The organism is Leifsonia shinshuensis (assembly GCF_013410375.1).
Taxonomy (GTDB): domain Bacteria; phylum Actinomycetota; class Actinomycetes; order Actinomycetales; family Microbacteriaceae; genus Leifsonia; species Leifsonia shinshuensis.
The window spans coordinates 2,477,799-2,502,288 of record NZ_JACCFL010000001.1; the positions used below are offsets into that span (position 1 = coordinate 2,477,799).

A 24,490-nucleotide genomic window follows, 5' to 3' on the forward strand; every position below is an offset into this window, starting at 1 on the left:
CCCGTCGCGCGGCCCGGATATGATCGTCCGGGCCGCGCACCGGCCTGCACTCCCGGCCCGGAAGGACCAGCATGACCCCGCTCTCCACCGTCTTCGCGGCCGCCGCCCTGGCGGCCGCTCTCGTGTTCCTGGTGCTCTGGCTCCTGGAGCGTGGGCGCCGGCGCCGGGCGCAGAACGCGCGCGAGGAGCGGGAGTGGGACCGCATCGACCGTGAGCTGGAGCTCGCGGAGCAGGCCGGCCGGTTCCGCATCATCGGCGAGCTGGGCGACGTGGCCGTCGCGGCCGTCTCCCGGGTGGTCTCGCAGGCGGAGGGCATGCGCTACGCGGCCGGCGCCGACCCGGAGGCCGCCTCCCGCTCGGCCGCCGGCATCGAGACCTCCGCGCGCGACGCCCTCGCCGACCTCCGGCGTCTGCAGAACGCGGTCGCCGAGGGCGGCAGGCAGTCGCTGCCCGCTCCCGGCCTCCACGCCGCCCGCGACCTGTTCCGGGTGCTGCGGGAGGCGGGCCTGGAGGTGACGTTCACCGAGACCGGCGAGCCCTTCGAGCTGCGCCAGGGCGCCGAGCTCGTGGTGTTCCGCATCCTGCAGACCAGCCTGGGCAACGCGCTCGACCACGGCGGTCCCGGCGCGACGGCCGTCGTCGCGATGACGTGGACCGCCGACGGCCTGCACGTCACCGTCGACGACGACGGGATCCGCGCGGCGGCCCGGCGGCGCGGGCTCGACCGGGCGGGAGTCGACCAGGCCACGGCGTACAGCGCCGACGACGACCTGCGCGCGGTCACTGAGTTCGTGGAGGGCGCCGACCTCAACGAGCTGCGCGAGCGCGCCGCGCTGTTCGGCGGTGTGCTGGAGGCCAGGACCGTCCCGGGGGTCGGCTTCTCGCTCTCCGTGGTCTTCCCCGCGCTGCGCCACCACAACGGCGTGCACGGCGTCCCGCTGCGCTGATCCGCCAGGGGCTGCGCCGCCGGGCTGCGCGGAAGGGCGTCAGTCCTCCAGGTGATCCCGTCCGGGCAGCCAGCTGAGGCCGGGCACGCCCCACGAGTTCTTCCGCTGCGCCTTCAGCGCGGCTTTGCCGTACGGGTGCGCCAGCCGGTCGACGTAGAGCACGCCGTCCAGGTGGTCGTACTCGTGCTGGAAGATGCGGGCCAGCCAGCCGTCCGCGCGGACGGTGAACGGCTCGCCCTCCAGGTCCGTGGCCTCCAGGATGACGCGCTCGGCGCGCCGCAGCGGGAAGCGCTCGCCCGGGAAGGAGAGGCAGCCCTCCGACTCGGTGTCCTCGTCCGGCTCGCCGACGACGAGCGGGCTGAGCCACAGCACCGGGTTGATCGCGACGCCGCGGTGCAGCACATCGTCGTCGTCCGTCCAGCCGTAGACGAAGAGCCGGAGCGGCACGCCGACCTGCGGGCCGGCGAGCCCGACGCCGGGCGCCTGGTCCATCGTCTCGAACATGTCGGCGACCAGCGTGCGCAGGTCGTCGTCGAACTCCGTCACCTCCGCCGCGCGGGTGTGCAGGACGGGGTCTCCGGTGATCCGGATCGGAAGGACGGCCATTCGGCAAGACTATCGGGATCATCTTGGGTAGGGTCGTGGCGTGGCTACGGAACTGATGGACGCGCTCGAGCTGGCTTATCAGCCCAGTCAGCTCCTGGGCATCCCGGTCGCGCTGGTCGGGGCGGTGTTCCTGTCCATCGGCGCGCAGCTGCAGCACCACGGCGTCGCCAAGGTCGAAGCCCAGACCCAGGACGCGAGTTCCGGGCTCAGCGTGCGTCAGCTCGGCCTCCTGCTCGCACGCCCGTCCTGGGTGATCGGGACGCTGCTGCTGGGCCTGGCGATCGTGTTCCAGCTGGTCAGCCTCAAGCTCTCGCCGATCATCCTGGTGCAGCCGCTCGGCGTCGTCGGCCTCGTCATCACGAGCGTGCTCAACGCGCGGGTGAGCGGGGTGAAGCTCAACCGGCAGTCGATCATCGCCATCACACTGTGCGTCGGGGGAGTGGGCGCGTTCGTCATCATCGCCGCGATCTTCGCCCGCGACCAACCGGTGACGACCCAGGCGCTCGTCATCATCCTGATCATCCTCGCCGTGGTCCTGATCGTGTTCGCGCTGCTGTTCTGGTTCCTGCGGCACCGGTTCAAGGCGATCATCTACATCGTCGGCGCCGGCGTTCTCTACGGTTTCGTCGCGACGCTGGCCAAGGTGGTCATCGACCGCATCTCCAACCAGGAGTGGGACTGGCTGCTCGTGCTGTGCATCGTCGCGCTGCTCGCCGCCGCGGGCCTCGGCGCCTACTTCGTGCAGAACGCCTACTCCTCCGGGCCGCCCGACCTGGTGATCGCGGGCCTGACGGTGATCGACCCGCTCGTGGCGGTGACCATCGGGATCGTCGTCCTGAACGAAGCCGCCGGCGCGCCGTGGTGGGCGATGCTGGGCTTCGCGATCACCGGCGCTGTGGCGATCTACGGGGTGTTCCAGCTCGCCAAGCACCACCCGCAGTCGAACGCCGAGGCGCCACTCACCGACAAGCTTGCGGGCTCCGTCCGGGAATCCGGCCTAGACTGAACCGATGAATCGCCGGTCCGACCCGTCCGGCGCGCTCAGACCGTCGCCGGGAGAACCGCCCCGGCCGAAGACCGTGAGGGACCTACCACGTGCCTGATACGAGCGGATTGAACGACATCCCGCCCGCCCCGGCCGAGCACAGGCCGATGACCATCCTCATGGGCTGCGACACCTTCCCGCCCGACGTGAACGGCGCGGCCCGCTTCGCCGAGCGCCTCGCCGCCGGCCTGGTCGAGCGCGGGCACGACCTGCACATCGTCGCGCCCTCCGCCAGCCGCCGGCACGGCACCTGGATCGAGGAGCACGAGGGCCTGAAGATGACGGCCCACCGCCTCCGCAGCTGGCGCTGGTACCCGCACGACTGGCTGCGGTTCGCGCTGCCCTGGATGAGCAAGGCCAACGCCCGCCGGGTGCTCGACGAGGTCAAGCCGGACGTCGTGCACATCCAGTCGCACATCGTCGTCGGCCGCGGCCTGGCGTACGAGGCGGAGAAGCGCGGCATTCGCGTGATCGCCACCAACCACGTGATGCCCGAGAACATGATCGAGTTCACGCTGCTGCCGAAGTTCCTGCAGAAGACGTTCATCTCGATCGCCTGGCGCGACGCCCGCAAGAGCTTCGACCGGGCGGAGGCCGTCACGACGCCCACCCGCAAGGCGGCCCAGTTCCTGGAGCGCGCGACCGGGCTGCGCGGCGTGCACGCCATCTCCTGCGGCATCGACGCGCACAACTACACGCCCGACTTCACGCCGCGCACCGGCAACCGCATCCTCTTCGTCGGCCGGGTGACCGGCGAGAAGCAGATCGACGTGCTGCTGAACGCGATCAAGCTGCTGCCCGAATCGCTGGACGCCCGGCTGGAGATCGTCGGCGGCGGAGACCAGTTCCGGAACCTCCAGACGCTGGCCGAGACCCTCGGGATCGCGAACCGGGCGAAGTTCCTCGGCTACGTGACCGACGAGGAGCTCCGCCAGGCGTACACGCGCGCCACGGTGTTCGCGATGCCGTCGATCGCCGAGCTGCAGTCCATCGCCACGATGGAGGCCATGGCCTCGGCGCTCCCGGTGGTGGCGGCCGACGCCATGGCCCTCCCGCACCTGGTCCACGACGGGGAGAACGGCCACCTGTTCCGCCCGGGCGACGCGCAGGACCTGGCGGACAAGCTGGAGAGCGTGCTCACCCTCCCGCAGGAGGAGCTGGACGTCCTCAAGAACGCGTCCCTGCGCATCGTGGCGACGCACGACATCCAGACCACGATCAGCACCTTCGAGAGCCTGTATCGTGGAGAGCCGGTGGCCGACCCGGAGACGGCGGCGGCCCCCGGAGTGCCCACCCCGGAGTGATCCGTGGGGAGGCGCACGGGGCGGTAGCTCAGCTGGTTAGAGCATCGGACTCATAATCCGCCGGTCACGGGTTCAAGTCCCGTCCGCCCTACCGAACGCTCCGGCAGGAGAACTGGCCGCGACACGCGCCAGGACTCCTGCGGGTGGTCCTTGGGCAGGAGATTGCGGGCAATAGTCCTTTCCGCGAGGGGAGGACGAGGCGGACCGGCACCGAGTCAGCCGGCCGAGCGCTCCGCCACCGGCCGTCGCCGCAGCGCCGGCGTGGCGACCTCCGGGCCGCGGTACACCATGTCCATCGCGCCGATGCTCTCGCCCGGCGGGACGATCGCGTCGATGCGGTCGAGCACGTCGTCCGACAGGGACACATCGACGCCGGCCAGGGTGTCCTCCAGCTGCTCCATCGTCCGCGGCCCGGCGATCGCGGAGGTGACGCCGGGGTGCGCGATGACGAACGCCATCGCCAGATGGGTGAGCGGGACGCCGACCTCGTCGGCCAACGCGATCAGCTCCTCCACCACCGCGAGCCTGCGCTCGTCGCGGAAGTGGCGCATCCCGGTCCGGGTGGAGCGGAAGACATCGTTCTCCGCCCCCGCCCGGTAGCGGCCGGTCAGCATGCCGCCGGCGAGCGGGCTGTAGACGAGCGTCCCCATCCCGTACCGCTGGGCGACCGGCAAGATCTCTCGCTCGATCTCCCGATCGAGCAGGGAGTAGTTGGGCTGCTCGGTGCGGTACCGTTCGAAGCCGCGGCGCTCCGACATCCACTGCGCCTCCACGATCTCCGAACCGCGCATCGAGGACGAGCCGATCGCGCGCACCTTCCCCTGCCGGATCAGGTCGGTGAGAGCGGACAGCGTCTCGTCGATGTCCGTGTCCGGGTCGGGCCGGTGCAGTTGGTACAGGTCGATGTGGTCGGTCTGCAGCCGACGGAGCGAGCGCTCGACCGCCTGCATGATCCAGCGGCGAGAGGCGCCGCGGTGGGTGGGGTCGTCGTCCACCGGGCCCCAGAACTTTGTCGCCAGGACGACGTCGTCGCGGCGGCCCTTGAGCGCCTCGCCGACGACCTCCTCGGAGTCGCCGTAGCGGTCGGCGGTGTCCACGAAGTTGATGCCGGCGTCGAGCGCGCGGCGGATGATGCGCACGCCCTCCGCACGGTCGGGGTTGCCCAGCGAGCCGAGCATCATCGCGCCGAGCGCGTAGGGGGTGACCTGGATGCCGGTGCGGCCGAGGGTACGGTACTGCATGAGTTCTCTCCTGAGTCCGGATGAGGGGTCGTGGTCTGGCGCCGGGGCGGCGGCGGGCCTAAGATCGAGCAATCGGAACATGATTCCGGTTCGTTCGACGTGTAAGCGGAACGCTGTTCCGTTTACGGGTTCGACGTTACACCGTTCGCCGTCCCTCCGCCAGAGGAACCAACAACACCGAGGAAGCCGCATGTCCGCGACCACGAGCAGCCCGATCGAGGGCGCGCCCGCGACCCGGGCCCGTCGCGCCGACGCGCGCCAGAACGCCGACGCGCTGGTGGAGGCGGCCACCGAGCTGTTCGCGGAGGCCGGCGTCGACGTCCCGGCGCGGACGATCGCCGCGCGAGCGGGTGTCGGCGTCGGCACCCTCTACCGGCACTTCCCGCTCCGCTCGGACCTGATCTCGGCGGTGTTCCGGCGCGAGCTCGACGCCTGCGTCGCCGCGGCCGCACCGCTGGAGGAGGCCTACCCGCCGGGGGAGGCCCTCGATCGCTGGATCATGCGGTACACGCAGTTCGTGGCGGCCAAGCGCGGGCTCGCGGCCGCCCTGCACTCCGGCGACCCGGCGTACGAGCCGCTGGCCACGTACTTCTCGACGCACCTGACGCCCACTCTCGGCCGCCTGCTCGCCTCGGCGCGCAGAGCCGGGGAGATCAGCCAGGAGGTCGACGCGGCGGAGTTCCTCGGCGCCGTCGCGGACCTGTGCCACGGCGTCCGGCCCGGCGGGGCGGCCTCCGGGCGTGCCGAGCGGATGGTGGGACTGCTGCTCGCTGGGCTGCGGTCGGGGGAGGGCGGCGACTAGCCGATCCGTCGCCGCTTCACGACGACCGCACGGCGAAGCTGTCGATGTGCTCGCCATCGGCGCCGTACCAGACGAAGTCGACGGACGAGACGAGCTCGCGCGGGCGCGGCGCGACGGCCCGACTGCTCGCGGCGAACGCAGCGGTCCAGGCCCGCTCGTCGAGGTCGCTGGCGTAGGCGAGCGAGAGATGGAACACCCACTCTTCGAGGGGAAGCTCCCCGAGGCGGCGGAAGTCGGTCGCGTCGAGCGACGCGGTGAGGCTCGCGTAGGCATCGACCAGCGAGACCGTTCTCTCCAGCCGGGCGATCAGCACCTGGAACGGCGGCGGGAACCCGTCGACCGCGTCCACCCGCACCTCGATCGGCGGGCGGGTACCGGCCCAGGACGCGACCAGCTCCCGGAGCGCGTCCACACGTTGCGGCTCCGACAACCCGCGGAGCGTGACATGGCCCGCGTTCGGATGGGGTGTCGACTCCGGGAGCCGCCTCAGGATCTCGGCCTGCTCGCGCTCGTAGAAGGTGGCCACCGCAGCGGTCGGCCGGAGGACGACGTACTGCTGGCCGCGGAGCGACTCCAGCGCCGCCGGTTCCGTCATGTACGCGGTACTCATCCGTGCTCCCTCACTCCGTAGCTGCGGCGGCGCCCGCCCAGTGGGTCGCCCAGGCGGCGACGAACCCTTCGTAGTCGACCTCTCGCATCCATCCCCCGCACCGACTCCTGGACAGGCTATCGGGCGACGCGGGCCGCCCGGAGGCGCCCTTGCTGCCGCGCGCACTGCACTTCGCCCCTCGGAGCGCAAGGCCCTTCCGCCGCGATGTGCCGCGCGTACCATCTCGCGGCATGAACACCATCGGATGGATCGTGCTGATCGTCGTCATCGTGGTCGTCGTCGTGGGCATCGTCATCGTCGCCTCCACCGTGGGACGGCGGCGCAAGCAGGAGGCCGACCGGCAGCGGGCGACCGAGCTGCGGGAGCAAGCCTCCCGTGACGAGCTGGCCGCGCGCGACCGGGAGGCGAAGTCCGCCCGCGCCGCCGCCGACGCCAAGCAGGCCGAGGTCGAGGCCGAGCGGCTGCGCCGGGAGGCCGACGAGCGCGAGCGCGCCGCCGCGGCCGCCCGCGAGGAGCAGCAGGCCAAGCTGAGCCGCGCCGACGAGGTGGATCCGGACGTCGAGACCGACCGGCACGGCAACCGCGTGGTCGCCGACGGCGCGGTAGACGATACCCGGCGCGGGGACGTCCCGCCGCCTCGTCCGGCCGGCGAGGCCACCACGGCCGCCCCTGCGACCGCGGCTCCGGCCCACGACGCGCCGCGGATCGACGGGATCACCGGCCAGGAGCGCCGACCGGAGGACCGTCAGCTCTAGCCCGTCCCGCCGTCGCTCGGCGCCCGCGTTCGGCGAACTACGGCGCGCTGAGCGACGGCAGCCGGGTCTCCCGCAGCCACGCGTCGAAGAACTCGTCGAGTGGCTCGTCCGAGAACCCGGCCGCGAACGCCTCGAAGTCGGCGGTGGACGCCGTCCCGAAGCGGTGCGCCGCCGACCAGCCGCGCACCAGGTCGAAGAAGACCTCGTCGCCCAGCCGGCGCCGCAGCGCGTGCAGGAGGCACGCGCCGCGCTTGTAGACGCGATCGTCGAACATGTCGTCCACGCCGGGGTCGGCGAGCACGAGGTCCTTCGGCTTGACCCGGAGCACCGCGTGATGGCTGCGGGCGAGCGTGTTCGCGGAGGGGCCTCCGGAGTACTCCGACCAGATCCACTCGGCGTAGCAGGCGAAGCCCTCGTTCAGCCAGATGTCGGCCCAGCCGGCGACCCCGACGCTGTTGCCGAACCACTGGTGGGCGAGCTCGTGGGCGATCAGACGCTCCGAGCCGCCGCGGCCGTCCACGTGCGTCGAGCCGAAGGTGGCCATGCCCTGCGCCTCCAGCGGGATCTCCAGCGGGTCCTCGGTGACCACCACCGTGTACGAGGGGAAGGGATACGGGCCGAAGCGCTCCTGGAAGCACTCGATCATCCGGCCGACCGGTGCGAAGTCCGCGAGCACCCGGCGGGCGAGGGCCGGGGGATAGGCGATCACCCACTCCACCCCGTCCGTGCGGCGCGGCTCCAGCACGTAGCGGCCGATCTGCACCGCAGCGAGGTAGGTCGCCGTCGGCTCCGGCCGGTCGAACGTCCAGGTGCCGCGGCCCCCGCTCACGGCGTGGTCGACCAGCTCGCCGGTCGCGAGCACCGTGTACGGCTGCTCCGTCGTGATCGTGATCCGGTACGCGGCCTTGTCGGACGGCCGGTCGTTGCAGGGGAACCAGGTCGGCGCGCCGGAGGGCTGCGAGGCGACGATGACGCCGTCCGTGAGCTCCTCCCAACCGAGCGAGCCCCAGCGGGTGCGTCGCGGCACCGGGGAGCCGTCGTACGCGATCTCGAGGGTGAACTCGGTCCCCGCCGCGAGCGGCTTGGCCGCCTTCACCCGGACGTGCGTGGGCGACTGGGTGAAGCGGGTGCGCTTATCGCCGTCCAGCCGCACCCGCTTGGCGCGCAGGTGCACCAGGTCGAGCGAGATCGCCGAGAGCCGCACGTTCGCCCGCCCGCGGATCACCGCCGTCGCGTCCAGGCGGTTGGTCGCCACCTTGTAGGACAGGTCGAGGTCGTAGGACAGCACGGAGAAGTCGTCGGTGCCGGAGCGGGGGAGGTAGGCGTGCGACAGGGCGCGAGCGCCGCCGTCAGCGCGTGCGCCGTCGGGGCTCGCAGAATCCGGGCTCGCAGAATCCGGGCTCGTGGAGTCCAGGCTCGCGGCGTCCGGGCTCGCGTCGTCCGGATCCGCGGCGTGCGGGCTGAAGGGGGCCGAAGTCATCGCACCGCACGGTACTCGCGTACCACCACGTCTCGCCACGGGCCGATCGGGTTCCCGCTCCACCTGCTGCGGTCCGGGACCGTCTCGCCGCGCATGACCAGGGAGGACGGACCCACCGTGGCGTCCGCCCCGATGGCGGCGGCCGGCAGGATCACGCTGTGCGGGCCGAGCGTCCCGCCGCGCTCGATGATCACCTCGTCCATGCTCATGATTCGATCATGGAACAGGTGCGTCTGCACGACGCAGCCCCGGTTGACCGTGGACGCGTCGCCCAGTTCGACCAGATCGGCCTCCGGGAGCCAGTAGCTGTCGATCCACACGCCGCGGCCGATCCGGGCGCCGAGGCTGCGCAGCCACCAGACCAGCGCAGGGGTCCCGGCGGCCGCCCAGGCGAACCAGGGCGCCGCGACCATCTCGGTGAAGGTGTCGGAGACCTCACTACGCCAGATGAACGACGACCACAGCGGGTGCTCGCCCGGCCGCAGCCGGCCGAGCAGCACCCACTTCGCCCCGGTGCTCACGGCGGCCGCGGCGGCGCCGGCCACCAGCAGCACCGGGCCGCTCAGCACGATCGCCCACCCGACGCCCCAGCTCTCGGCGAGCGCGGCGAGGGCGAACAGCACCGCGAGCCCGACGGCGCAGGTGACGAACACCGGGACGATGCGCAGCAGCTCCCAGGCCGTGCGGGCGACGCGCAGCGCGGCCGGCGGCTCGAAGGTGCGGGACAGGTCGGCGTCCTGCGCGCGCCGGCGCAGCTTCACCGGGGGAGAGCCCAGCCAGGAGGAGCCCGCCTTCGCCTTGCGCGGCGCGACCGAGAGCACGGCGACCAACCCGTCGCGCGGGACGCGGTTGCCGCCGCCGGCCATCCCCGAGTTGCCGAGGAACGCGCGAGTGCCGATCTCCGCCTCCGCGATGCGCACGTAGCCGCCGCCGAGCTCGTAGGAGGCCACCAGGGTGTCGTCGGCGAGGAACGCGCCGTCGCGGATCTTCGTCATCCGCGGCAGCAGGAGCACGGTGGACGCCTCCACGTCGCGACCGACGCGTGCGCCCAGCATCCGGAGCCAGACCGGCGTGAACAGGCTCGAGTAGAGCGGGAACAGCAGCGTGCGCGCCATGTCGAGCAGCCGCTCGGTCGACCACACCTGCCACCCGACGCGGCTCCGCACCGGGTACACGCCCTCGCGGAGGCCGAGCCCGAGCAGGCGCACCAGCACCACGACCACACCGGCCAGGACGACCCCGGACGCGAGCGTCGCGGGCACGAGCGCGGCGGCCGCGCCGGGGATCGCGCCCGCGATGGAGGTCGCGCCGCGGGTGAAGGCGGCCACGATCAGGCCGCCGACGCCGAGGGCGATCACGGGCACGAGCGAGACCACGAGCGAGGCGGCGGCGTAGGCCGCGACCCAGCGGGTGCGGCGCAGCGGCCGCTCGGCCGGCCACCACTCCCTGGCCTTGCCGACGCGCACCGCGGGGGAGCCGGCCCAGTTCTGGCCCGCGGGCACCCGACCGAACACCGCAGAGCCCGGAGCGACCGTCGCGTCCCGGCCGATCTTCGCGCCGGGCATCAGCGAGCTGCGGGCGCCGACCGAGCTCCCCGCGCCGATCCGGATCTCCCCGATGCGGACCAGGTCGCCGTCGATCCAGTAACCGGCCAGGTCCACCTCCGGCTCGATCGAGGCGCCGGCCCCGATCCGCAGCATGCCCGTCACCGGCGGCAGAGCGTGGAGGTCGACGCCGCGGTCGATGGTCGCGCCGAGCGCCCGCGCGTAGTAGCTGATCCACGGCGCGCCGGCGAGGCTCGCGGCCCCGATCTGGTGGGCGACCTGCTCGGCGAGCCAGAGGCGCAGGTGCACGCCGCCGCCGCGCGGATAGTCGCCGGCCTTGACGCCGAGCAGCAGCAGCCGGGCAGCGGCGACCGCGATGGCCATCCGGCCCCACGGCGTCACGAACACGATCAGCCCGACGACGAGCCAGACCAGGTCCACCCGGGGCAGGAAGTCGAAGCCGCCGAACGGCCGGAGAATCGCGGCGGCCGTCAGCAAGTAGAGCAGCCAGCGGATGCCGTTGAGGATGAACAACGGCACGCCGAGCACGGTCTGGAGCACCTGCATGCGCCGCGGCGTCGGCGGGACGACATGGGTGGACGCCGCGGACGCCGACGGCGAGCTCTCCGCGAGCGCCGACGCGAGCGAGCCGAAGCGCGGGTGCGCGTAGATGTCGGCGACGGTGATGTCCGGGTGCCGTCTGCGCACCAGCGAGACCAGCTGCGCCGCGGCGAGGGAGCCGCCGCCGAGGTCGAAGAAGTTGTCGTCGAGGCCGCTCACCGGGAGGCCGAGCACGCTCCGCCAGTCGGCGGCGAGGAGCTCCGACACCGGGTCGAGCTCCGGCGCGTCGTCGTCCGCCTCCTCCAGCGGCCAGGGCAGCGCAGCGCGGTCGACCTTGCCGGACGTCCGCACCGGGAGGTCGTCCACGACCGCCAGCAGCGGCACGAGGGCGGCGGGGAGCTCGGCGCGGAGCTCCTCCAGCGCGGCGCGCCGGTCGAAGGCCGCGCGCTCCGGCACGGCCAGATAGCCGACGAGCACATCGTTGCCCGCCGCGCTCCTGCGCACAGCGGCGGCTGCCCCCGAAACCCCGGCGAGCTGCTGGAGGGCCGCCTCCACCTCGCCGAGCTCGATGCGGCGGCCGCCGACCTTCACCTGGTCGTCGGCGCGGCCCAGGTAGAAGAGTCCGGCCGGGTCGAAGCGCACCAGGTCGCCGCTGCGGTAGGCGCGCTCCCAGCCGAGGGAGGGGAGCGGCGCGTACTTCTCGGCGTCCTTGGCCGGGTCGAGGTAGCGGGCGAGGCCGACCCCGCCGATGATCAGCTCGCCGGAGCCACCGTCCGCGACGGGTGCGCCGTCGGGGCCGACGACCGCGAGGTCCCAGCCGTCCAGCGGGAGGCCGATCCGGACCGGCTCGCCCGCCGTGAGCAGGCTCGCACAGGCGACGACCGTCGCCTCGGTCGGGCCGTAGGTGTTCCAGACCTCGCGCCCGTCGACGGCGAGCCGGTTGACCAGCTCCGGCGGACAGGCCTCGCCGCCGAAGATCAGCAGCCGGACAGTGTCGAGCGCGTCCGTGGGCCAGAGCGCGGCGAGGGTCGGCACCGTCGAGACGATGGTGATCCGGCGCGCGGCCAGCCACGGACCGAGGTCCATGCCGGTGCGCACCAGCGAGCGCGGCGCGGGAACCAGGCAGGCGCCGTGGCCCCAGGCCAGCCACATCTCCTCGCAGGAGGCGTCGAACGCCACCGAGAGCCCGGCGAGCACGCGGTCGCCCGGGCCGATCGGCTCGTCCTGCAGGAACAGCCGCGCCTCCGCGTCCACGAACGCGGCGGCGGAGCGGTGCCGGACCGCGACGCCCTTCGGTGTTCCGGTCGAGCCCGAGGTGAAGATGATCCAGGCGTCGTCCTCCGGCGTGGGCGGGTCGACGACCGGGAGGCCGGAGGTGCTCGGGTGCGGCTCCTGGCCCTGCACCGCGAGCGGTCCGGCCGGGACGGGGACCGCGCCCGCGTCGTACCGGCCATCGTCGCTGTGGCCGTCGCCGTTCGGCCCATCGTCATTCGGCGTCGCGACGTAGCCGTCGTCGGTGATGACGCCGCGGACGTCGGCCTCGCCGAACACGAGGTCGGCGCGCTCCTGCGGGTCGTCGGCGTCCACCGGCACGTAGGCGGCTCCCGCGGCGAGGACGCCGAGGATGGCGAGGTACAGGTCCCGGCTCCCCGAGGTCATCCGCACGCCGACGCGGTCGCCGCGGCGCACGCCCGCCTCGCGCAGCCGCGCGGCCGTCGCGAGCACGCGCGCGAGCAGCTCGCGGTAGCTCAGCGCCCCGCGCGCGTCCTCGATCGCCGACCCCTCCGGGTTGGCGGCGGCCGACTCGCGCAGGATGTCGATCAGCGTGCGAGGGGGCGGCGCGGCGGCCAGCGCCGAGAGGATCGCCGGCGCGGCGGTGGTGTCGGTCACGGCGGCAACCGTAGGAGCAGCCGGTTACCGGCTGGTGAACGTGTTCGCGCTGGAGGCACTCCTAGCCTTCGCCCAGCGCGTGCAGGAGCTGCGCTTTGTTCATCCGCGAGTAGCCCTGGATGCCCTGCGCCTTCGCCCGGTCGCGGAGGTCCCGGAACGTCGGGATGCCGGTGCCGGGCGACGATGCCGCGGCGACGGCGCGCGCGACGGCGGCCTGCTCCTTCTCCTTGGCGGCCTTCGCCGCCTGCTCCGCGGTCTTGCGGGCGCGCTGCGCGGCCTTCTTGGCCTCCTTCGCCGCCTGCTCGAGCGCCGCGGCGAGGTCGTCCGCCTCCTTGCGGGTCTTCTTGTCGAGCTTCTTGACCAGGCGCTGCGCTTCGTCGACAGCGGCCCTCGCGGTCGTCAGGGCCTTCTCGGCGTCCTTCTCCGCCTTCTTGTTCGCCACCTGCTCCTCCTTCGTCCCTCACGGCACGTGCAGCCAACCATACGTCGGAACGGGTGCGCTGCGCGCTACTGTTCTGAGGATTCCTCTACGCGATTCAGGAGCGCGTCCAGAATGGGCCGCTGGCCTTTCGCCAGCTTCGCCCGCGCCGCCTCGAGCGGGTGCCAGCCGGCGTCGTCGACCTCGGGGAACGTGCGGAACACGCCGGAGCGCGGCGGCCATTCCAGCTCGAACTCGTTGCTGACCAGGTCGATCGGGCCGAAGTCCGTCTCGGCGGCGAACACGACGAACGTCTTGCCGGACGCGCGGAAGTCACCGAGCGGGACATAGACCGCGTCGGGGGAGGGCGTGCCCATCTCCTCCGCGAACTCGCGCCGGGCCGCGGCCAGCTCGTCCACGTCGTCCTCCTCGACGAGCCCCTTCGGCAGCGTCCAGGCGCCCTCGTCCTTGCGCGCCCAGAACGGGCCGCCCATGTGCGCGATCCAGACCTCCCGGCCGGCCTCGCCACGCCGGTGCAGCAGGATCGCAGCGCTGCGCACCGCCATCAGGCCGACTTCTCGTCGAGGAGCGCCTTGAGCTCCGAGATCTGCTTCGAGAGCTCGCGGATCTGCCCGCGGGTCGCCGCGCGCATGTCGATCTCGGTCTGCGCGACCCGCTCGACGATCCAGGAGGCCAGCGTCGCCGTCACGATGCCGAGGGTCGCGATGCCGCCGATCATCAGGCCGACGGCGACCAGCTTGCCCACCTCGGTGACCGGGACGTAGTCGCCGTAGCCGACCGTCGAGATGGTCTCGAAAGCCCACCAGACGGCCTGCGGGAAGGTCTCGATGTGCGCGCCCGGCATCCCGCGCTCGGCGTCCAGCGCCGCGAGCGCAGCGGTGAAGATGAGCAGACCGCCCGCGCCGACGACGTAGACGATGACCCGACCGCGGAAAGCCGCGCCCGCGCTGCGCTGCAGGATGGCGAGAATCGTCACGAGCCGCAGCAGCCGCAGCGGGCGCAGCATCGGCAGCACGACGATGGCGAGGTCGAACAGGTGCGTGTAGAACCAGCGCCAGCGCTGCGGGGCGAGGGCGAGGCACACGAAGTAGTCGATCAGGAAGACGGCCCAGGTGATCCAGATTACGGTCTCCGCGACGGCGAGCTGGGACCCGTGGAGGTCGCCGATGACCTCCCACGCATAGGCGACGAGGAACACCGCGGCGGCCGCGGTGAGTGGCCACTCGGTGAGGTGGCGCCAGTGTTGGAGTGTCATGACCACACAGTAGGACGCTCCTGCCGGAACCGTCATCCGGCCCGGAACCGTCATCCGGCCCGGAACCGTCATCCGGCCCGGAACCGTCATCCGGCGTCACCGGTCCCGGCCGGACGGCTAACGTGGAGACGTGAACTCCGGCGACGCATGGGTGGAAGGTCCGAACGGCGAGCGCTTCTGGGGCCGGTTCGGCGCCGCGGGGCTGCTGGTCCACGACCTGCGGCGCGGCGTCCTGCTCCAGCACCGCGCCGACTGGAGCCACTTCGGCGGCACCTGGGGCCTTCCCGGCGGCGCCCGGCACGAGGGCGAGACCGCGGTGGAGGGCGCGCTGCGGGAGGCCGCGGAGGAGGCGGCCGTGCCGGCGGACGCGGTCGAAGTGCTGTTCACGAGCGTGCTCGACCTGGGCTTTTGGTCCTACACGACGGTCGTCGCCCAGGCGGTGCGCGCGTTCGAGCCGCACATGGCCGACGTGGAGAGCATCGAGCTGCGCTGGGTCTCGGTGCCGGAGGTGGCCGAGCTGCCGCTGCATCCCGGCTTCGGGGCGTCGTGGCCGGAGCTGCGCTCGCGGCTGGCTGCGCTCGCGGGCTGAGCTGCCGACGGGAGAGGCCGGCGTGGTCGGTCAGGAGGCGATGCGCGGCCAGAGCAGGGCGGGGGCCACGTCGTCGCAGCCGTCCGGCAGCCCGACGTACGAGCCGGCGCCCGGGTAGGGCGCCTGTCCGGGGTAGCCGGGCGCGCCCGGATAGCCCGGGTTGCCGCGGTAGGGGTGGTCGGCCTCCACGAACAGCCGGTCGCCGTGCACGGTCCCGAGGTAGGAGCCGCCGGGGGTCACCGCCACGTCGTCGTCCCACGGGAACCAGCCGATCCAGTCGCCTTCGGAGTTGAACAGCCAGCGCGAGCGCGGGTCGGGTCGGTACGCTATCCAGACTCCTTGGGAGTCGTGCAGGTACTCGGTCATCGTCGATCGCCTTTCGGGTCGGCATCGCGTTAATTGACGTTTCCTCACTATAGCCGGATGTGTCGCCCGTCGCATGCAGAATTGAGGCGTGCACATCCTCCTCGACCGCGTCGCTCCCGGACGGGTCTCAGCGGTCCGGATCGCCGAGCGCCCCGGGGCCGTCGAGGGTGTGAGCGTCGCCGAGCGAACAGAGCTCGCCGACGCCGAGCTCCCGGAGTTCGTCCGTCGGGAGGAGGCCGCCTCGCACCCCCGTTGGGTCTGGGACGACACCCGCGGCTGGTATCCGCGGCTCCTGGGGGCCGGCGTGCGGGTCGAGCGCTGCGTCGACCTGCGCCTCAGCCACGCGATCCTCCGGGCGTCCACGCTCACGGCCGGCTCCCGCCTGGCGACGGCGCCGCCCGGCCCGTGGGACGCCGCGCGCGTCCTGGACGACACGGCCGAGCCGCCCGCGGACGCGGCGACGCTGTTCGACCTCGACCACGCCGTCGAGGTCGCGCCGCCGTCCGGCGAGGCGGAGCTCGCGGCGCAGCAGGAGGCGGTCGCGGCCAGCGCCGCGCCCGCACGGCTGCGTCTGCTGCTCGCCGCGGAGTCCGCCGGCGCGCTGATCGCCGCCGAGATGCAGCACGCCGGGCTGCCCTACAGCGTGGAGCGGCACGACGAGCTGCTGCGCGCCGTCCTCGGCCCGCGCCCGCGGTTCGGCCGGCCCGAGGCGCTGGAGACGCTGGCCGCCGAGATCCGCGCGGCGCTGGAGGCGCCCGATCTCAACCCGGACAGTCCTCCCGAGCTGCTCAAGGCGCTGCAGCGCGCGGGCCTGATGGTGACCTCGACGCGGTCCTGGGAGCTGCGCGAACTCGACCATCCCGCGATCCCGGCTGTCCTCCGCTACAAGAAGCTCTCCCGGCTGCACTCCGCCAACGGCTGGAGCTGGCTCGACGCCTGGGTGCGCGACGGCCGGTTCCGGCCGGACTACATCCCCGGCGGCGTCGTCACCGGGCGCTGGGCCACGCGCGGCGGCGGCGCCCTCCAGTTGCCGAAGGAGGTCCGCGGCGCGGTCGTCGCCGACCCGGGCTGGAAGCTGGTGGTCGCCGACGCGGCACAGCTCGAGCCGCGCATCCTGACCGGCCTCGCCGGCGACACCGCGATGGCGCAGGCCGGGCGCGGACGCGACCTCTACGCGGGCATCGTCGCCACCGGGGCGGTGGAGGAGCGCGCGCAGGCCAAGGTGGCGATGCTCGGAGCGATGTACGGGGCGACCACCGGCGACAGCGGCCGCCTGATGCCGCGACTGGCGCGCGCGTTCCCCCGGGCGGTGCGGCTCGTGGAGGACGCGGCACGCACGGGGGAGCGCGGCGACATCGTGACGTCGCGGCTGGGCCGCAGCTCCCCACGGCCCGGCGGCAGCTGGCTGGCCGTCCAGTCCGCGGCGTCCGGGTCGGACTCCACGCCGGCGGAGGAGCGCCGGGCGGTGTCGCAGGCGCGCGACTGGGGCCGGTTCACACGCAACTTCGTCGTGCAGGCCAGCGCGGCCGAGTGGGCGCTGTGCTGGATGGCGGAGCTGCGCAACCGGCTCGCCCGCCTCACCCCCGACGGCGCCGAGCTCACCGCGGGCCCGCACCTGGTGTACTTCCTGCACGACGAGGTCATCGTGCACACCCCGGCCGAGCTCGCCGAGACCGTCGCGGCCGAGGTGCGCGCGTCCGCCGAGGCCGCCGGGCGGCTGCTGTTCGGCGGGTTCCCCGTCGACTTCCCGGTCACGGCCGCGATCGTCGACAGCTACGGCGAGGCCAAGTGAGCCGGCAGCGGCGCACGGCAGGCTCGCGGCCGGGAATGGGGGAGTGTCGCGCTTGGTTGCACCCACCGACCTGACAGAGGATGGAGACCATGACCGACACCCAAGCCCCCGCCGATCCCGACGCCGTCCTCGCCCGGTACCACTCCCGCCGCGAGCAGGCCGTCACGGCGCCACAGGGCAACCTGGCGCTGGTGAACACCCAGTGGATCACCGGGGAGCCGGACTCCGAGCAGCCGGTCTGGGGCGTCCCCGGGCTCTGGTCGCCGCTGCCCGCGGGCCAGTCGGGGCTCAAGGTCACCGCCGCCGCCACCGATGACATCTTCGTCGACGAGGTGCTGGTGGACGGCTCCGCCATCGTGCGCGGCAAGGACGACCCGAACCCGGGCGCCATCCGCTTCAGCGACACAGTCACCGGCTTCGTCATCGCCAACGAGCAGGGCGAGTACGCGCTGCGGGTGTGGGACGCGCAGTCCGAGGACATCCAGAAGTTCGGCTCGATCGACGCCTTCCCGTTCAACCCGGAGTGGATCATCACGGCGACGTTCTCGCCGATCGAGGGCGGCAAGACGGTCGGCTTCGAGCACCTCAAAGACGACGGCGCGACCCGGGACATGGTCATCCCGGGCGAGATCACCTTCACGAAGGACGGCGTCGACTACAACCTCGCCGCGTTCAAGGCCGGGCGCGCGCTGCAGCTCGTCTTCTCCGACACCACGAACGGCGAGAGCACCTACTCGGTGGGCCGCTTCCTGTTCGTCGTCCCGAACGAGGACGGCACGGTGACGCTCGACTTCAACCTCGCCGTGCTGCCGCCGTGCGCGTTCAGCTACAACTTCAACTGCCCGCTGCCGCCCGCGCAGAACCGTTTCGCCGTGCCGATCGAGGCCGGCGAGAAGAACGTGCTGGACAAGGACGGCAACCTCCTGCACTGACCTGCGCCGTCAGTCCGGAGTCGTCACTCCAGCGCCGCCGCCGGCTTGCGGCCGCGGCGGGGACGCTCGGGGCAGCGGGGCTGCACCAGCGCGCCCGGGTGCGCGGCCAGGGCCTTGGCGACCTCGTCCAGCCATTCGATCGCGGCGCGGGCGCCGAGCTCCGCGGCGCGGTTGGCGGCCAGCACCGCACGGGAGTCCGCGTCGTGCGTGAGCTCGCGGATGCGCTCGGCGAACGCCGCGCGGTAGTCGGCGACGACCGCCGCGGCGTCGGCGCCCTCGAGCGACGCGGCCACCAGCACCTGGTCCTGCATCTCGTCCCAGTCCGGGCGGGCGTCGCGGGGGCCCGCCGTCAGCCAGGCCGCGGCCTCGACGGCCCCGGCCGCCGTGAGCCGGTAGAGCGGCAGGCCGTCCTCGGTCTCGCCCGCCGACTCGATCAGCCCCTGCTCGGTCATCCGGTCGAGCGTGGAGTACACCTGCCCGGCATTGAGCTGGCGGCGGTTGGCCGCGCGCAGGAGGAACTCGTTCTGGAGCTGGGAGCCGTAGGCGGGGCCCTGGGTCAGCACCGCGAGGAAACCATACTGGACCGACATACCGGGTATGCTATTCCGCCTCCGGAGGATTGGCACCCCGGAACGCCGCCGCGCGGGAATCGCCGAATCACAATCTTGTAACTCGGGCGCGTTCTCCGGCATAATCGCGGTAGTCAACTTCATAGAAGTCATGGAATCCGTTCGCGGTCGTAGGGGAAGACGTACCGACGAAGGAGGAAACCATGACGGCTCACGCAGCTCGAGGAGTGCTCTACGTGCACTCCTCTCCCAGCGCGCTCTGCCCGCACATCGAGTGGGCGGCAGGACGCGCACTCGGTCGCGCCGTCAACTTCACGTGGGAGACGCAGCCGGTCCTGAAGGGCGCCCAGCGCACCGAGTTCTTCTGGGACGGACCCCAGGGCACCGGAGCGCGCCTGGCGACGGCGCTGCGCGGCTGGGAGCACCTGCGCTACGAGGTCACCGAGGACGCCGGCCTCGGCACCGACGGCGGCCGCTGGATGCACACCCCCGACCTCGGCATCTTCTTCGTCCAGACCGACACCGCCGGCAACACCGTGGTGCCGGAGGACCGCATCCGCTACGCGATGGAGGTGGCCGGCTCCAACCCGCTCGAACTGCACCGCGAGCTGCGGCTCGCGCTCGGCCAGGCCTGGGACGACGAGCTGGAGCCGTTCCGCCGCGCCCACGACGACACCTCCGTCATCTGGCTGCACAAGGTCGGCTGACGCCAGACTCCCGCGACGGGCCCGGCCCAGCCGCCCGCACGCGGTGAACAGAAGAAGGCCCCGGTCATTCGACCGGGGCCTTCTTCACACCCGCCAAACGTGACTAGTCGCGGAAATCGACGATGCGATTCCCGCGACTACTCACGTTTCGTGTGGTCAGACCGAGCGGATCGCGACGACGGCGTTGTGGCCGCCGAAGCCGAACGAGTTGCTGATCGCCAGCTGCGGGCCGTCGCCGAGCGGCTGCGGCTCGCCGGAGACCTTCAGCGGGATCGCCGGGTCCATCTCGGTGATGTTGATCGTCGGCGGGGCGACGCGGTCGCGCAGCGCGAAGATCGTGAACACGGCTTCCAGCGCGCCGGTGCCGCCGAGGAGGTGGCCGGTGGACGCCTTGGTGGCCGAGACCGGGATGTCGTGCACCCGCTCGCCGAACACCTCGCGCAGGGCGACGTACTCGGACGGGTCGCCGACCGGGGTGCTGGTGGCGTGCGCGTTGATGTGGGTGACCTCGTCGGGGGAGACCCCGGCCTGCTCGAGCGCGAGGCGGACGGCACGGCTGGCGCCGCGGCCCTCCGGGTCGTTGGCGGTGATGTGGTACGAGTCGGCCGTGACGCCGCCGCCGACGATCTCCGCGTAGATGCGGGCGCCGCGGGCGAGCGCGTGCTCCTCGGTCTCCAGCACCAGGCTCGCGGCGCCCTCGCCCATGACGAAGCCGTCGCGGTCGACGCTGTAGGGGCGGGAGGCGGTGGCCGGGTCGTCGTTGCGGCGTGACAGCGCCTGCATCGACGCGAACGACGCGATCGTGATCGGGTGGATGGCGGACTCCGTGCCGCCGGCGATGACGACGTCGGCGAGACCGGCCTGGAGGTGCTCGTAGGCGTTGACGAGCGACTCGGTGCTCGACGCGCAGGCGGAGGCGACGGTGCGCGCGAAGGCGCGGGCCTCGAAGTGCATGGACACCGCGGCGGACGCGGCGTTCGGCATGAGCATCGGGACGGTCATCGGGAGCACGCGGCGCGGGCCGCGCTCGCGCAGGGTGTCCCACGCGTCGAGGAGGGTCCAGACGCCGCCGATGCCGGTGGCGTAGTCGACGCCGAGGCGCTCGGGCGCGACCTCGGGGGAGCCGGCGTCGGCCCAGGCCTCCAGCGCCGAGACCAGCGCGAACTGGCTGGACGGGTCGAGACGCTTGGCGGTCGGCCGGTCGAGGATGGTGTCCGGCCGCACCTTCGCCTCCGCGGCGAACGTGACGGGCAGCTCCAGCTCGGCCACCCAGTCGTGGGTGAGGCTGCGGGCCCCCGACTCGCCGGCCAGCAGCGCTGCCCAGCTCTCGGGGGCGGTGCCACCGAGCGGGGAGGATGCGCCCACGCCGGTGACGACGATCTTCTTGGTCATAACGGCAACTCCGTGTAGTCGGAACAACGGTGCAGCGCGCAGAGCGCTGCTACCCGCGCGGGCGGCGCCTCGGGCGAGGCGCGCCCGCGCGGAGGAAGTGTGTTCTTGCGGTGCTCAGGCGTCCTGCGCCTTGACGATGAACTCGACGGCGTCACCGACGGTCTTCAGGTTCTTGACCTCTTCGTCCGGGATCTTCACGTCGAACTTGTCCTCGGCGTTGACCACGATGGTCATCATCGAGATCGAGTCGATGTCGAGGTCGTCGGTGAACGACTTGTCCAGCTCAACCGTGTCGGTCGCGATGCCAGTCTCGTCGTTGATGAGCTCGGCCAGGCCGGCAAGAACTTCTTCGGTGGACAATGCCATGGTGTTTTCTCCTTGAGGGGGTGTCGTTTTGACCGTTGATCAGTCTAGGGCAGGCCCTAGGGGAGCACGACGACCTGCGCGCCGAAGACCAGACCGGCGCCGAAGCCGATCTGGAGCGCGAGACCGCCGGACAGTTCGGGGTGCTCCTGCAGGAGCCGGTGCGTGGCGAGCGGGATCGAGGCGGCCGACGTGTTGCCGGTCGTCTCGATGTCGCGCGCGATCGCGACCGTCTCCGGCAGCTTGAGCTGCTTGGCGAACTCGTCCACGATCCGCATGTTCGCCTGGTGCGGGATGAAGGCCGCGAGCTGGTCGGGCGTGACGCCGGCGGCGTCGAGCGCGTGCTTGGCGACCTTCGCCATCTCCCAGACCGCCCAGCGGAAGACGGTCTGGCCGTCCTGTCGGAGGGTCGGCCACGGGGCCTCGCCGTCGCGGAACTCGGTGAGCGTGTTGCCCATCCCGACCGCGCCGGCCTTGGAGCCGTCCGAGCCCCACACCGTCTTGGCGATGCCGGGGTACTCGCTCGGGCCGATCACGACGGCGCCCGCGCCGTCGCCCAGCAGGAACGAGATGGTGCGGTCCGTCGGGTCGACGACGTCGGAGAGCTTCTCGGCGCCGACGACGAGCGCGTAGTGCGCCTGGCCGGTGCGGATGAGCGCGTCCGCCTGGGCGACCGCGTAGGCGTAGCCGGCGCAGGCCGCGTTCATGTCGTACGCGGCGGCCGGGTTGGCGCCGACGTTGTCGGCCAGTACGGCGGCCAGCGACGGCGTCTGCTGCGGGTTCGAGATGGTCGCGACGATCACCGCGTCGATCAGCTTGGGGTCGACGCCAGACTTCGCGATGGCCTCCTTGGAGGCCTCGGTGGCGAGGTCCACCGCGCCGACGTCGTGGCTGGCCCGGGTGCGGGTGATGATGCCGGTGCGCTGGCGGATCCACTCGTCGGAGGAGTCGATCGGGCCGACCAGGTCGTCGTTCGGGACCACGAGGTCGCCGCGGGCTGCGCCGATCGAGAGGATGCGGGTGTACTGCGGGCCGTGGGACTGCTGCAGGGTGGGGTGGGTCATGGCTGCGGTCCTCCTAGGCGGCCTGGTCGATGAGGTCGAACGCGGCGGGCAGGTCGTCCGGCGTCTTCACCGCGACCGCGGGCACGCCCTTCAGCCCGCGCTTGGCGAGGCCGACGAGCGCGCCGGCGGGCGCGACCTCGATGATGCCGGTGACGCCGGCGTCCTGGAACGCCTGCATGTCGAGGTCCCAGCGCACGGGCGAGGAGACCTGGCCGACGAGCAGGCGGACGAACTCGGCGCCGTCGGAGACCTCCGAGCCGTCCTTGTTGGTCCAGAGCCGCAGCGTCGGGTCGTTCGTGGTGAGCGTCGCGGCGAACGCCTCCAGCGCGGGGACGGCGGGCGCCATGTAGCGCGTGTGGAAGGCGCCGGCGACCTGCAGCGGGATGACGCGGGCGCGAGCCGGCGGCTCCTCGGCGAGCTTCGCAAGGGCGTCGAGGTCGCCGGCGACGACGATCTGGCCGCCGCCGTTGTAGTTGGCGGGGGAGAGGCCGAGGGCGTCCAGCTTCGCGAGCAGCTCGTCCTCGTCGGCGCCGATCACGGCGCTCATTCCCGTGCGCACCTCCGCGGCCGCGCGGGCCATCGCGGCGCCGCGCTCGCGGACGAACGCGACGGCGTCGGTCTCGGACAGCACGCCGGCGCCGGCCGCGGCGGTCAGCTCGCCGACCGAGTGACCGGCGATGCCGCCGATCTTGTCGCGGCGGCCATCGGCGAACAGCGCCGAGAGCGTGAGCAGGCCGGCCGACACGATCAGCGGCTGGGCCACCGCGGTGTCGCGGATGGTGTCCGCGTCGCTCACCGTGCCGTGCGCGACGAGGTCGATGCCGACGGCGTCGGAGATGCGGGTGAGCTGGTCACGGAACGACGGTTCGGTGAGCCACGGGTCGAGGAAGCCGGGGGTCTGGGAACCCTGTCCCGGGCACGCGATGACGATCACGGGTTCAAGTCTGCCAATCTTCCGCCGCGCGGATGTGTCGGATGTGGATGAACTATGCGTCGAAGCTTTGTGGATGTCTACAAGGAGCCGGGATCAATGCCGCCGCGGCGCGTCCGGTTCGTTGATCGAGCCGACGATCAGCGCCGCCTGCAGGATCAGCGCCTCCCTGGCCCCGGTGGCGTCCCAGCCGATCACCTCGGAGACCCGCTTGAGCCGGTACCGCACCGTGTTCGGGTGCACGAACAGCTCGCGCGCCGTGGCCTCCAGCGAACGGCCGTTGTCCAGGTAGCACCACAGCGTCGTGAGGAGCTCGGTGGAGTACGCCTGGAGCGGCCGGTAGATCCGGCTGATCAGCGTGGCCCGCGCGAGACCGTCGCCCGCGAGCGCCCGCTCGGGGAGCAGGTCGTCGGCGTGCACCGGACGCGGGCAGTTGCGCCACGCCTTGGCGACGGCGAAGCCGGCCAGGGCCGCTTTCGCGCTCTTGGACGCGTCGACCAGGCTCGCCACCTCGTGGCCGAGCACCAGGTGGCCCGGGCCGAAGCCCGGCTCCAGCTGCTGCGCGATCTCCAGGAAGCTGACCGCGGGGGCGGCGCCGATGGCCTCCTCCGACGTGCCGTCGCTCGGGACCGCCCGGCCGATCACCAGCACCAGCCGGCTGCCCTGCACGCCGATGAGCACGTCGGCGGACATGTGCCGCGCGGTGCGGCGCAGCTGGTCGACGTCGAGCATCTTCGGGGCGGTGCCCACCAGGACGCTCACCTCGCCGTGGCCGTGCCAGCCGAGCGCGGCGATCCGGCTGGGCAGCTCGTCGTCGTACTCGCCCGTGAGGATGCTGTCGACGACCAGCGCCTCCAGCCGCGCGTCCCAGAGGCCGCGGGCCTCGGCGGCCCGGGCGTACACGTCGGCCGCCGCGAACGCGATCTCGCGCGAGTACAGGAGGATGGCCTCCTTGAGCGCCTCGTTGCCGCCGCTCTTCACGCGCTCCTCGACCACCTCCACGGTGATCTTGATGAGCTGCAGGGTCTGCTGCAGGCTGACGCTCCGGAGCAGCTCACGAGGAGCCGCCCCGAAGACGTCGGCCGCGATCCACGGCGTCGAGCGCGGGTCGTCGAACCACGAGATGAAGGACGAGATGCCGGCCTGGGCGACCAGGCCGACCGCGCTGCGGCGGCCGGGGGGCATGTCCCGGTACCAGGGGAGCGTGTCCTCCAGCCGCTTCAGCGTGGTCGTGGCGAGTTCGCCCGAGATCTTGCGCAGCCACGCAAGCGTCTCGGACTTCGTCCTCTCCGGTGTCGTCGGCACG

24 protein-coding genes and 1 tRNA gene are annotated in these 24,490 nt (G+C 72.5%); 10 read left to right on the top strand and 15 right to left on the bottom strand.

Annotated elements, in window-relative coordinates:
* Window positions 1–71: 71 nt before the first annotated feature.
* Window positions 72–947: a sensor histidine kinase gene (locus HNR13_RS11960; protein WP_179606022.1), complete on the top strand. Its 876-nt coding sequence runs from the start codon at window positions 72–74 to the stop codon at window positions 945–947.
* A 39-nt stretch (window positions 948–986) separates the two neighbouring features.
* On the opposite strand, the gene def is transcribed toward HNR13_RS11960, so the two are convergent.
* Window positions 987–1,553: a peptide deformylase gene (gene def, locus HNR13_RS11965; RefSeq protein ID WP_179606025.1), complete on the bottom strand. Its 567-nt coding sequence runs from the start codon at window positions 1,551–1,553 to the stop codon at window positions 987–989.
* 40 nt (window positions 1,554–1,593) lie between these two features.
* On the opposite strand from def, the gene HNR13_RS11970 reads away from it, so the two are divergent.
* The 3 genes from HNR13_RS11970 to HNR13_RS11980 all read left to right on the top strand — a co-directional run bounded on the left by HNR13_RS11970 (window position 1,594) and on the right by HNR13_RS11980 (window position 3,993).
* Window positions 1,594–2,559: a DMT family transporter gene (locus HNR13_RS11970; RefSeq protein WP_382312552.1), complete on the top strand. Its 966-nt coding sequence runs from the start codon at window positions 1,594–1,596 to the stop codon at window positions 2,557–2,559.
* A gap of 146 nt (window positions 2,560–2,705) precedes the next feature.
* Entirely contained in the window at window positions 2,706–3,902 is a 1,197-nt protein-coding gene (locus HNR13_RS11975) for a glycosyltransferase (RefSeq protein WP_179606027.1), read from the top strand.
* 17 nt (window positions 3,903–3,919) lie between these two features.
* Window positions 3,920–3,993, top strand: a tRNA-Ile gene (locus tag HNR13_RS11980).
* Window positions 3,994–4,117: 124 nt separating this feature from the next.
* Here the strand turns inward: HNR13_RS11980 and HNR13_RS11985 are convergent.
* On the bottom strand, window positions 4,118–5,143 hold the full coding sequence (locus HNR13_RS11985) for an aldo/keto reductase (protein WP_179606029.1): 1,026 nt from the start codon (window positions 5,141–5,143) through the stop codon (window positions 4,118–4,120).
* Window positions 5,144–5,333: 190 nt separating this feature from the next.
* On the opposite strand from HNR13_RS11985, the gene HNR13_RS11990 reads away from it, so the two are divergent.
* Window positions 5,334–5,945, top strand: coding sequence for a TetR/AcrR family transcriptional regulator (locus tag HNR13_RS11990; RefSeq protein ID WP_179606031.1), 612 nt, complete (start codon window positions 5,334–5,336; stop codon window positions 5,943–5,945).
* A 16-nt stretch (window positions 5,946–5,961) separates the two neighbouring features.
* Here the strand turns inward: HNR13_RS11990 and HNR13_RS11995 are convergent, their stop codons facing one another.
* Window positions 5,962–6,555, bottom strand: coding sequence for a 2'-5' RNA ligase family protein (locus tag HNR13_RS11995; RefSeq protein ID WP_246312751.1), 594 nt, complete (start codon window positions 6,553–6,555; stop codon window positions 5,962–5,964).
* A 230-nt stretch (window positions 6,556–6,785) separates the two neighbouring features.
* Here HNR13_RS11995 and HNR13_RS12000 point away from each other — a divergent pair, with 230 nt between their 5' ends.
* Window positions 6,786–7,310 (top strand): hypothetical protein, encoded by a 525-nt coding sequence (locus HNR13_RS12000; protein WP_179606033.1) that lies wholly within the window; start codon window positions 6,786–6,788, stop codon window positions 7,308–7,310.
* Window positions 7,311–7,347: 37 nt separating this feature from the next.
* On the opposite strand, the gene HNR13_RS12005 is transcribed toward HNR13_RS12000, so the two are convergent.
* From HNR13_RS12005 to HNR13_RS12025, 5 genes are all read right to left on the bottom strand, one after another.
* The gene (locus HNR13_RS12005) at window positions 7,348–8,790 is read right to left on the bottom strand and encodes a M1 family metallopeptidase (RefSeq protein ID WP_179606035.1); all 1,443 of its coding nucleotides are present in this window, start codon (window positions 8,788–8,790) and stop codon (window positions 7,348–7,350) included.
* Entirely contained in the window at window positions 8,787–12,785 is a 3,999-nt protein-coding gene (locus HNR13_RS12010) for a Pls/PosA family non-ribosomal peptide synthetase (protein WP_179606037.1), read from the bottom strand. Before HNR13_RS12010 ends, HNR13_RS12005 begins: the two co-directional genes overlap by 4 nt.
* A 61-nt stretch (window positions 12,786–12,846) precedes the next feature.
* Window positions 12,847–13,227, bottom strand: coding sequence for a hypothetical protein (locus tag HNR13_RS12015; RefSeq protein WP_179606038.1), 381 nt, complete (start codon window positions 13,225–13,227; stop codon window positions 12,847–12,849).
* A gap of 65 nt (window positions 13,228–13,292) precedes the next feature.
* Window positions 13,293–13,769 carry an NUDIX hydrolase gene (locus HNR13_RS12020; RefSeq protein ID WP_179606040.1) on the bottom strand — a complete coding sequence of 159 codons (477 nt, stop codon included), beginning with the start codon at window positions 13,767–13,769 and terminating at the stop codon, window positions 13,293–13,295.
* The gene (locus tag HNR13_RS12025) at window positions 13,769–14,479 is read right to left on the bottom strand and encodes a potassium channel family protein (RefSeq protein ID WP_179606042.1); all 711 of its coding nucleotides are present in this window, start codon (window positions 14,477–14,479) and stop codon (window positions 13,769–13,771) included. The genes HNR13_RS12020 and HNR13_RS12025 overlap by 1 nt, the downstream gene beginning before the upstream one ends.
* 130 nt (window positions 14,480–14,609) lie before the next feature.
* Here HNR13_RS12025 and HNR13_RS12035 point away from each other — a divergent pair, with 130 nt between their 5' ends.
* The gene (locus HNR13_RS12035; RefSeq protein ID WP_179606044.1) at window positions 14,610–15,068 is read left to right on the top strand and encodes an NUDIX domain-containing protein; all 459 of its coding nucleotides are present in this window, start codon (window positions 14,610–14,612) and stop codon (window positions 15,066–15,068) included.
* Window positions 15,069–15,098: 30 nt separating this feature from the next.
* Here the strand turns inward: HNR13_RS12035 and HNR13_RS12040 are convergent, their stop codons facing one another.
* Entirely contained in the window at window positions 15,099–15,434 is a 336-nt protein-coding gene (locus HNR13_RS12040) for a hypothetical protein (protein ID WP_179606046.1), read from the bottom strand.
* Window positions 15,435–15,522: 88 nt separating this feature from the next.
* On the opposite strand from HNR13_RS12040, the gene HNR13_RS12045 reads away from it, so the two are divergent.
* Together HNR13_RS12045 and HNR13_RS12050 are read left to right on the top strand one after the other, a co-directional pair.
* A complete protein-coding gene (locus HNR13_RS12045) occupies window positions 15,523–17,226 on the top strand; it encodes a bifunctional 3'-5' exonuclease/DNA polymerase (protein WP_425484998.1) in 1,704 nt (567 codons plus the stop codon).
* Window positions 17,227–17,315: 89 nt separating this feature from the next.
* Window positions 17,316–18,158: a DUF1684 domain-containing protein gene (locus HNR13_RS12050; RefSeq protein ID WP_179606048.1), complete on the top strand. Its 843-nt coding sequence runs from the start codon at window positions 17,316–17,318 to the stop codon at window positions 18,156–18,158.
* A 23-nt stretch (window positions 18,159–18,181) separates the two neighbouring features.
* On the opposite strand, the gene HNR13_RS12055 is transcribed toward HNR13_RS12050, so the two are convergent.
* A complete protein-coding gene (locus HNR13_RS12055) occupies window positions 18,182–18,748 on the bottom strand; it encodes a PadR family transcriptional regulator (RefSeq protein WP_179606050.1) in 567 nt (188 codons plus the stop codon).
* 182 nt (window positions 18,749–18,930) lie between these two features.
* Here HNR13_RS12055 and HNR13_RS12060 point away from each other — a divergent pair, with 182 nt between their 5' ends.
* The gene (locus tag HNR13_RS12060) at window positions 18,931–19,434 is read left to right on the top strand and encodes a DUF3145 domain-containing protein (protein ID WP_179606052.1); all 504 of its coding nucleotides are present in this window, start codon (window positions 18,931–18,933) and stop codon (window positions 19,432–19,434) included.
* A 156-nt stretch (window positions 19,435–19,590) separates the two neighbouring features.
* Here HNR13_RS12060 and HNR13_RS12065 read toward each other — a convergent pair whose 3' ends face one another.
* The 5 genes from HNR13_RS12065 to HNR13_RS12085 all read right to left on the bottom strand — a co-directional run bounded on the left by HNR13_RS12065 (window position 19,591) and on the right by HNR13_RS12085 (window position 24,489).
* Window positions 19,591–20,826: a beta-ketoacyl-[acyl-carrier-protein] synthase family protein gene (locus HNR13_RS12065; RefSeq protein WP_179606054.1), complete on the bottom strand. Its 1,236-nt coding sequence runs from the start codon at window positions 20,824–20,826 to the stop codon at window positions 19,591–19,593.
* Window positions 20,827–20,940: 114 nt separating this feature from the next.
* The gene (locus tag HNR13_RS12070; protein ID WP_021765217.1) at window positions 20,941–21,192 is read right to left on the bottom strand and encodes an acyl carrier protein; all 252 of its coding nucleotides are present in this window, start codon (window positions 21,190–21,192) and stop codon (window positions 20,941–20,943) included.
* Between the two features lie 56 nt (window positions 21,193–21,248).
* Entirely contained in the window at window positions 21,249–22,253 is a 1,005-nt protein-coding gene (locus tag HNR13_RS12075; protein WP_179606056.1) for a beta-ketoacyl-ACP synthase III, read from the bottom strand.
* Between the two features lie 13 nt (window positions 22,254–22,266).
* Window positions 22,267–23,187, bottom strand: a complete 921-nt coding sequence (locus HNR13_RS12080) for an acyltransferase domain-containing protein (protein ID WP_179606058.1) — start codon at window positions 23,185–23,187, stop codon at window positions 22,267–22,269.
* 93 nt (window positions 23,188–23,280) lie between these two features.
* On the bottom strand, window positions 23,281–24,489 hold the full coding sequence (locus tag HNR13_RS12085) for a helix-turn-helix domain-containing protein (protein WP_179606060.1): 1,209 nt from the start codon (window positions 24,487–24,489) through the stop codon (window positions 23,281–23,283).
* Between the last annotated feature and the right edge of the window lies 1 nt (window position 24,490).

What these genes read in the sequence shown, in the direction of transcription:
- HNR13_RS11960 (WP_179606022.1), top strand. Translation starts at nt 72, where the DNA reads ATGACCCCGCTCTCCACCGTCTTCGCGGCCGCCGCCCTGGCGGCCGCT.
- def (WP_179606025.1), bottom strand. Translation starts at nt 1,553, where the DNA reads ATGGCCGTCCTTCCGATCCGGATCACCGGAGACCCCGTCCTGCACACC.
- HNR13_RS11975 (WP_179606027.1), top strand. Translation starts at nt 2,706, where the DNA reads ATGACCATCCTCATGGGCTGCGACACCTTCCCGCCCGACGTGAACGGC.
- HNR13_RS11985 (WP_179606029.1), bottom strand. Translation starts at nt 5,143, where the DNA reads ATGCAGTACCGTACCCTCGGCCGCACCGGCATCCAGGTCACCCCCTAC.
- HNR13_RS11990 (WP_179606031.1), top strand. Translation starts at nt 5,334, where the DNA reads ATGTCCGCGACCACGAGCAGCCCGATCGAGGGCGCGCCCGCGACCCGG.
- HNR13_RS11995 (WP_246312751.1), bottom strand. Translation starts at nt 6,555, where the DNA reads ATGAGTACCGCGTACATGACGGAACCGGCGGCGCTGGAGTCGCTCCGC.
- HNR13_RS12000 (WP_179606033.1), top strand. Translation starts at nt 6,786, where the DNA reads ATGAACACCATCGGATGGATCGTGCTGATCGTCGTCATCGTGGTCGTC.
- HNR13_RS12005 (WP_179606035.1), bottom strand. Translation starts at nt 8,790, where the DNA reads ATGACTTCGGCCCCCTTCAGCCCGCACGCCGCGGATCCGGACGACGCG.
- HNR13_RS12020 (WP_179606040.1), bottom strand. Translation starts at nt 13,769, where the DNA reads ATGGCGGTGCGCAGCGCTGCGATCCTGCTGCACCGGCGTGGCGAGGCC.
- HNR13_RS12025 (WP_179606042.1), bottom strand. Translation starts at nt 14,479, where the DNA reads ATGACACTCCAACACTGGCGCCACCTCACCGAGTGGCCACTCACCGCG.
- HNR13_RS12040 (WP_179606046.1), bottom strand. Translation starts at nt 15,434, where the DNA reads ATGACCGAGTACCTGCACGACTCCCAAGGAGTCTGGATAGCGTACCGA.
- HNR13_RS12050 (WP_179606048.1), top strand. Translation starts at nt 17,316, where the DNA reads ATGACCGACACCCAAGCCCCCGCCGATCCCGACGCCGTCCTCGCCCGG.
- HNR13_RS12055 (WP_179606050.1), bottom strand. Translation starts at nt 18,748, where the DNA reads ATGTCGGTCCAGTATGGTTTCCTCGCGGTGCTGACCCAGGGCCCCGCC.
- HNR13_RS12060 (WP_179606052.1), top strand. Translation starts at nt 18,931, where the DNA reads ATGACGGCTCACGCAGCTCGAGGAGTGCTCTACGTGCACTCCTCTCCC.
- HNR13_RS12065 (WP_179606054.1), bottom strand. Translation starts at nt 20,826, where the DNA reads ATGACCAAGAAGATCGTCGTCACCGGCGTGGGCGCATCCTCCCCGCTC.
- HNR13_RS12070 (WP_021765217.1), bottom strand. Translation starts at nt 21,192, where the DNA reads ATGGCATTGTCCACCGAAGAAGTTCTTGCCGGCCTGGCCGAGCTCATC.
- HNR13_RS12075 (WP_179606056.1), bottom strand. Translation starts at nt 22,253, where the DNA reads ATGACCCACCCCACCCTGCAGCAGTCCCACGGCCCGCAGTACACCCGC.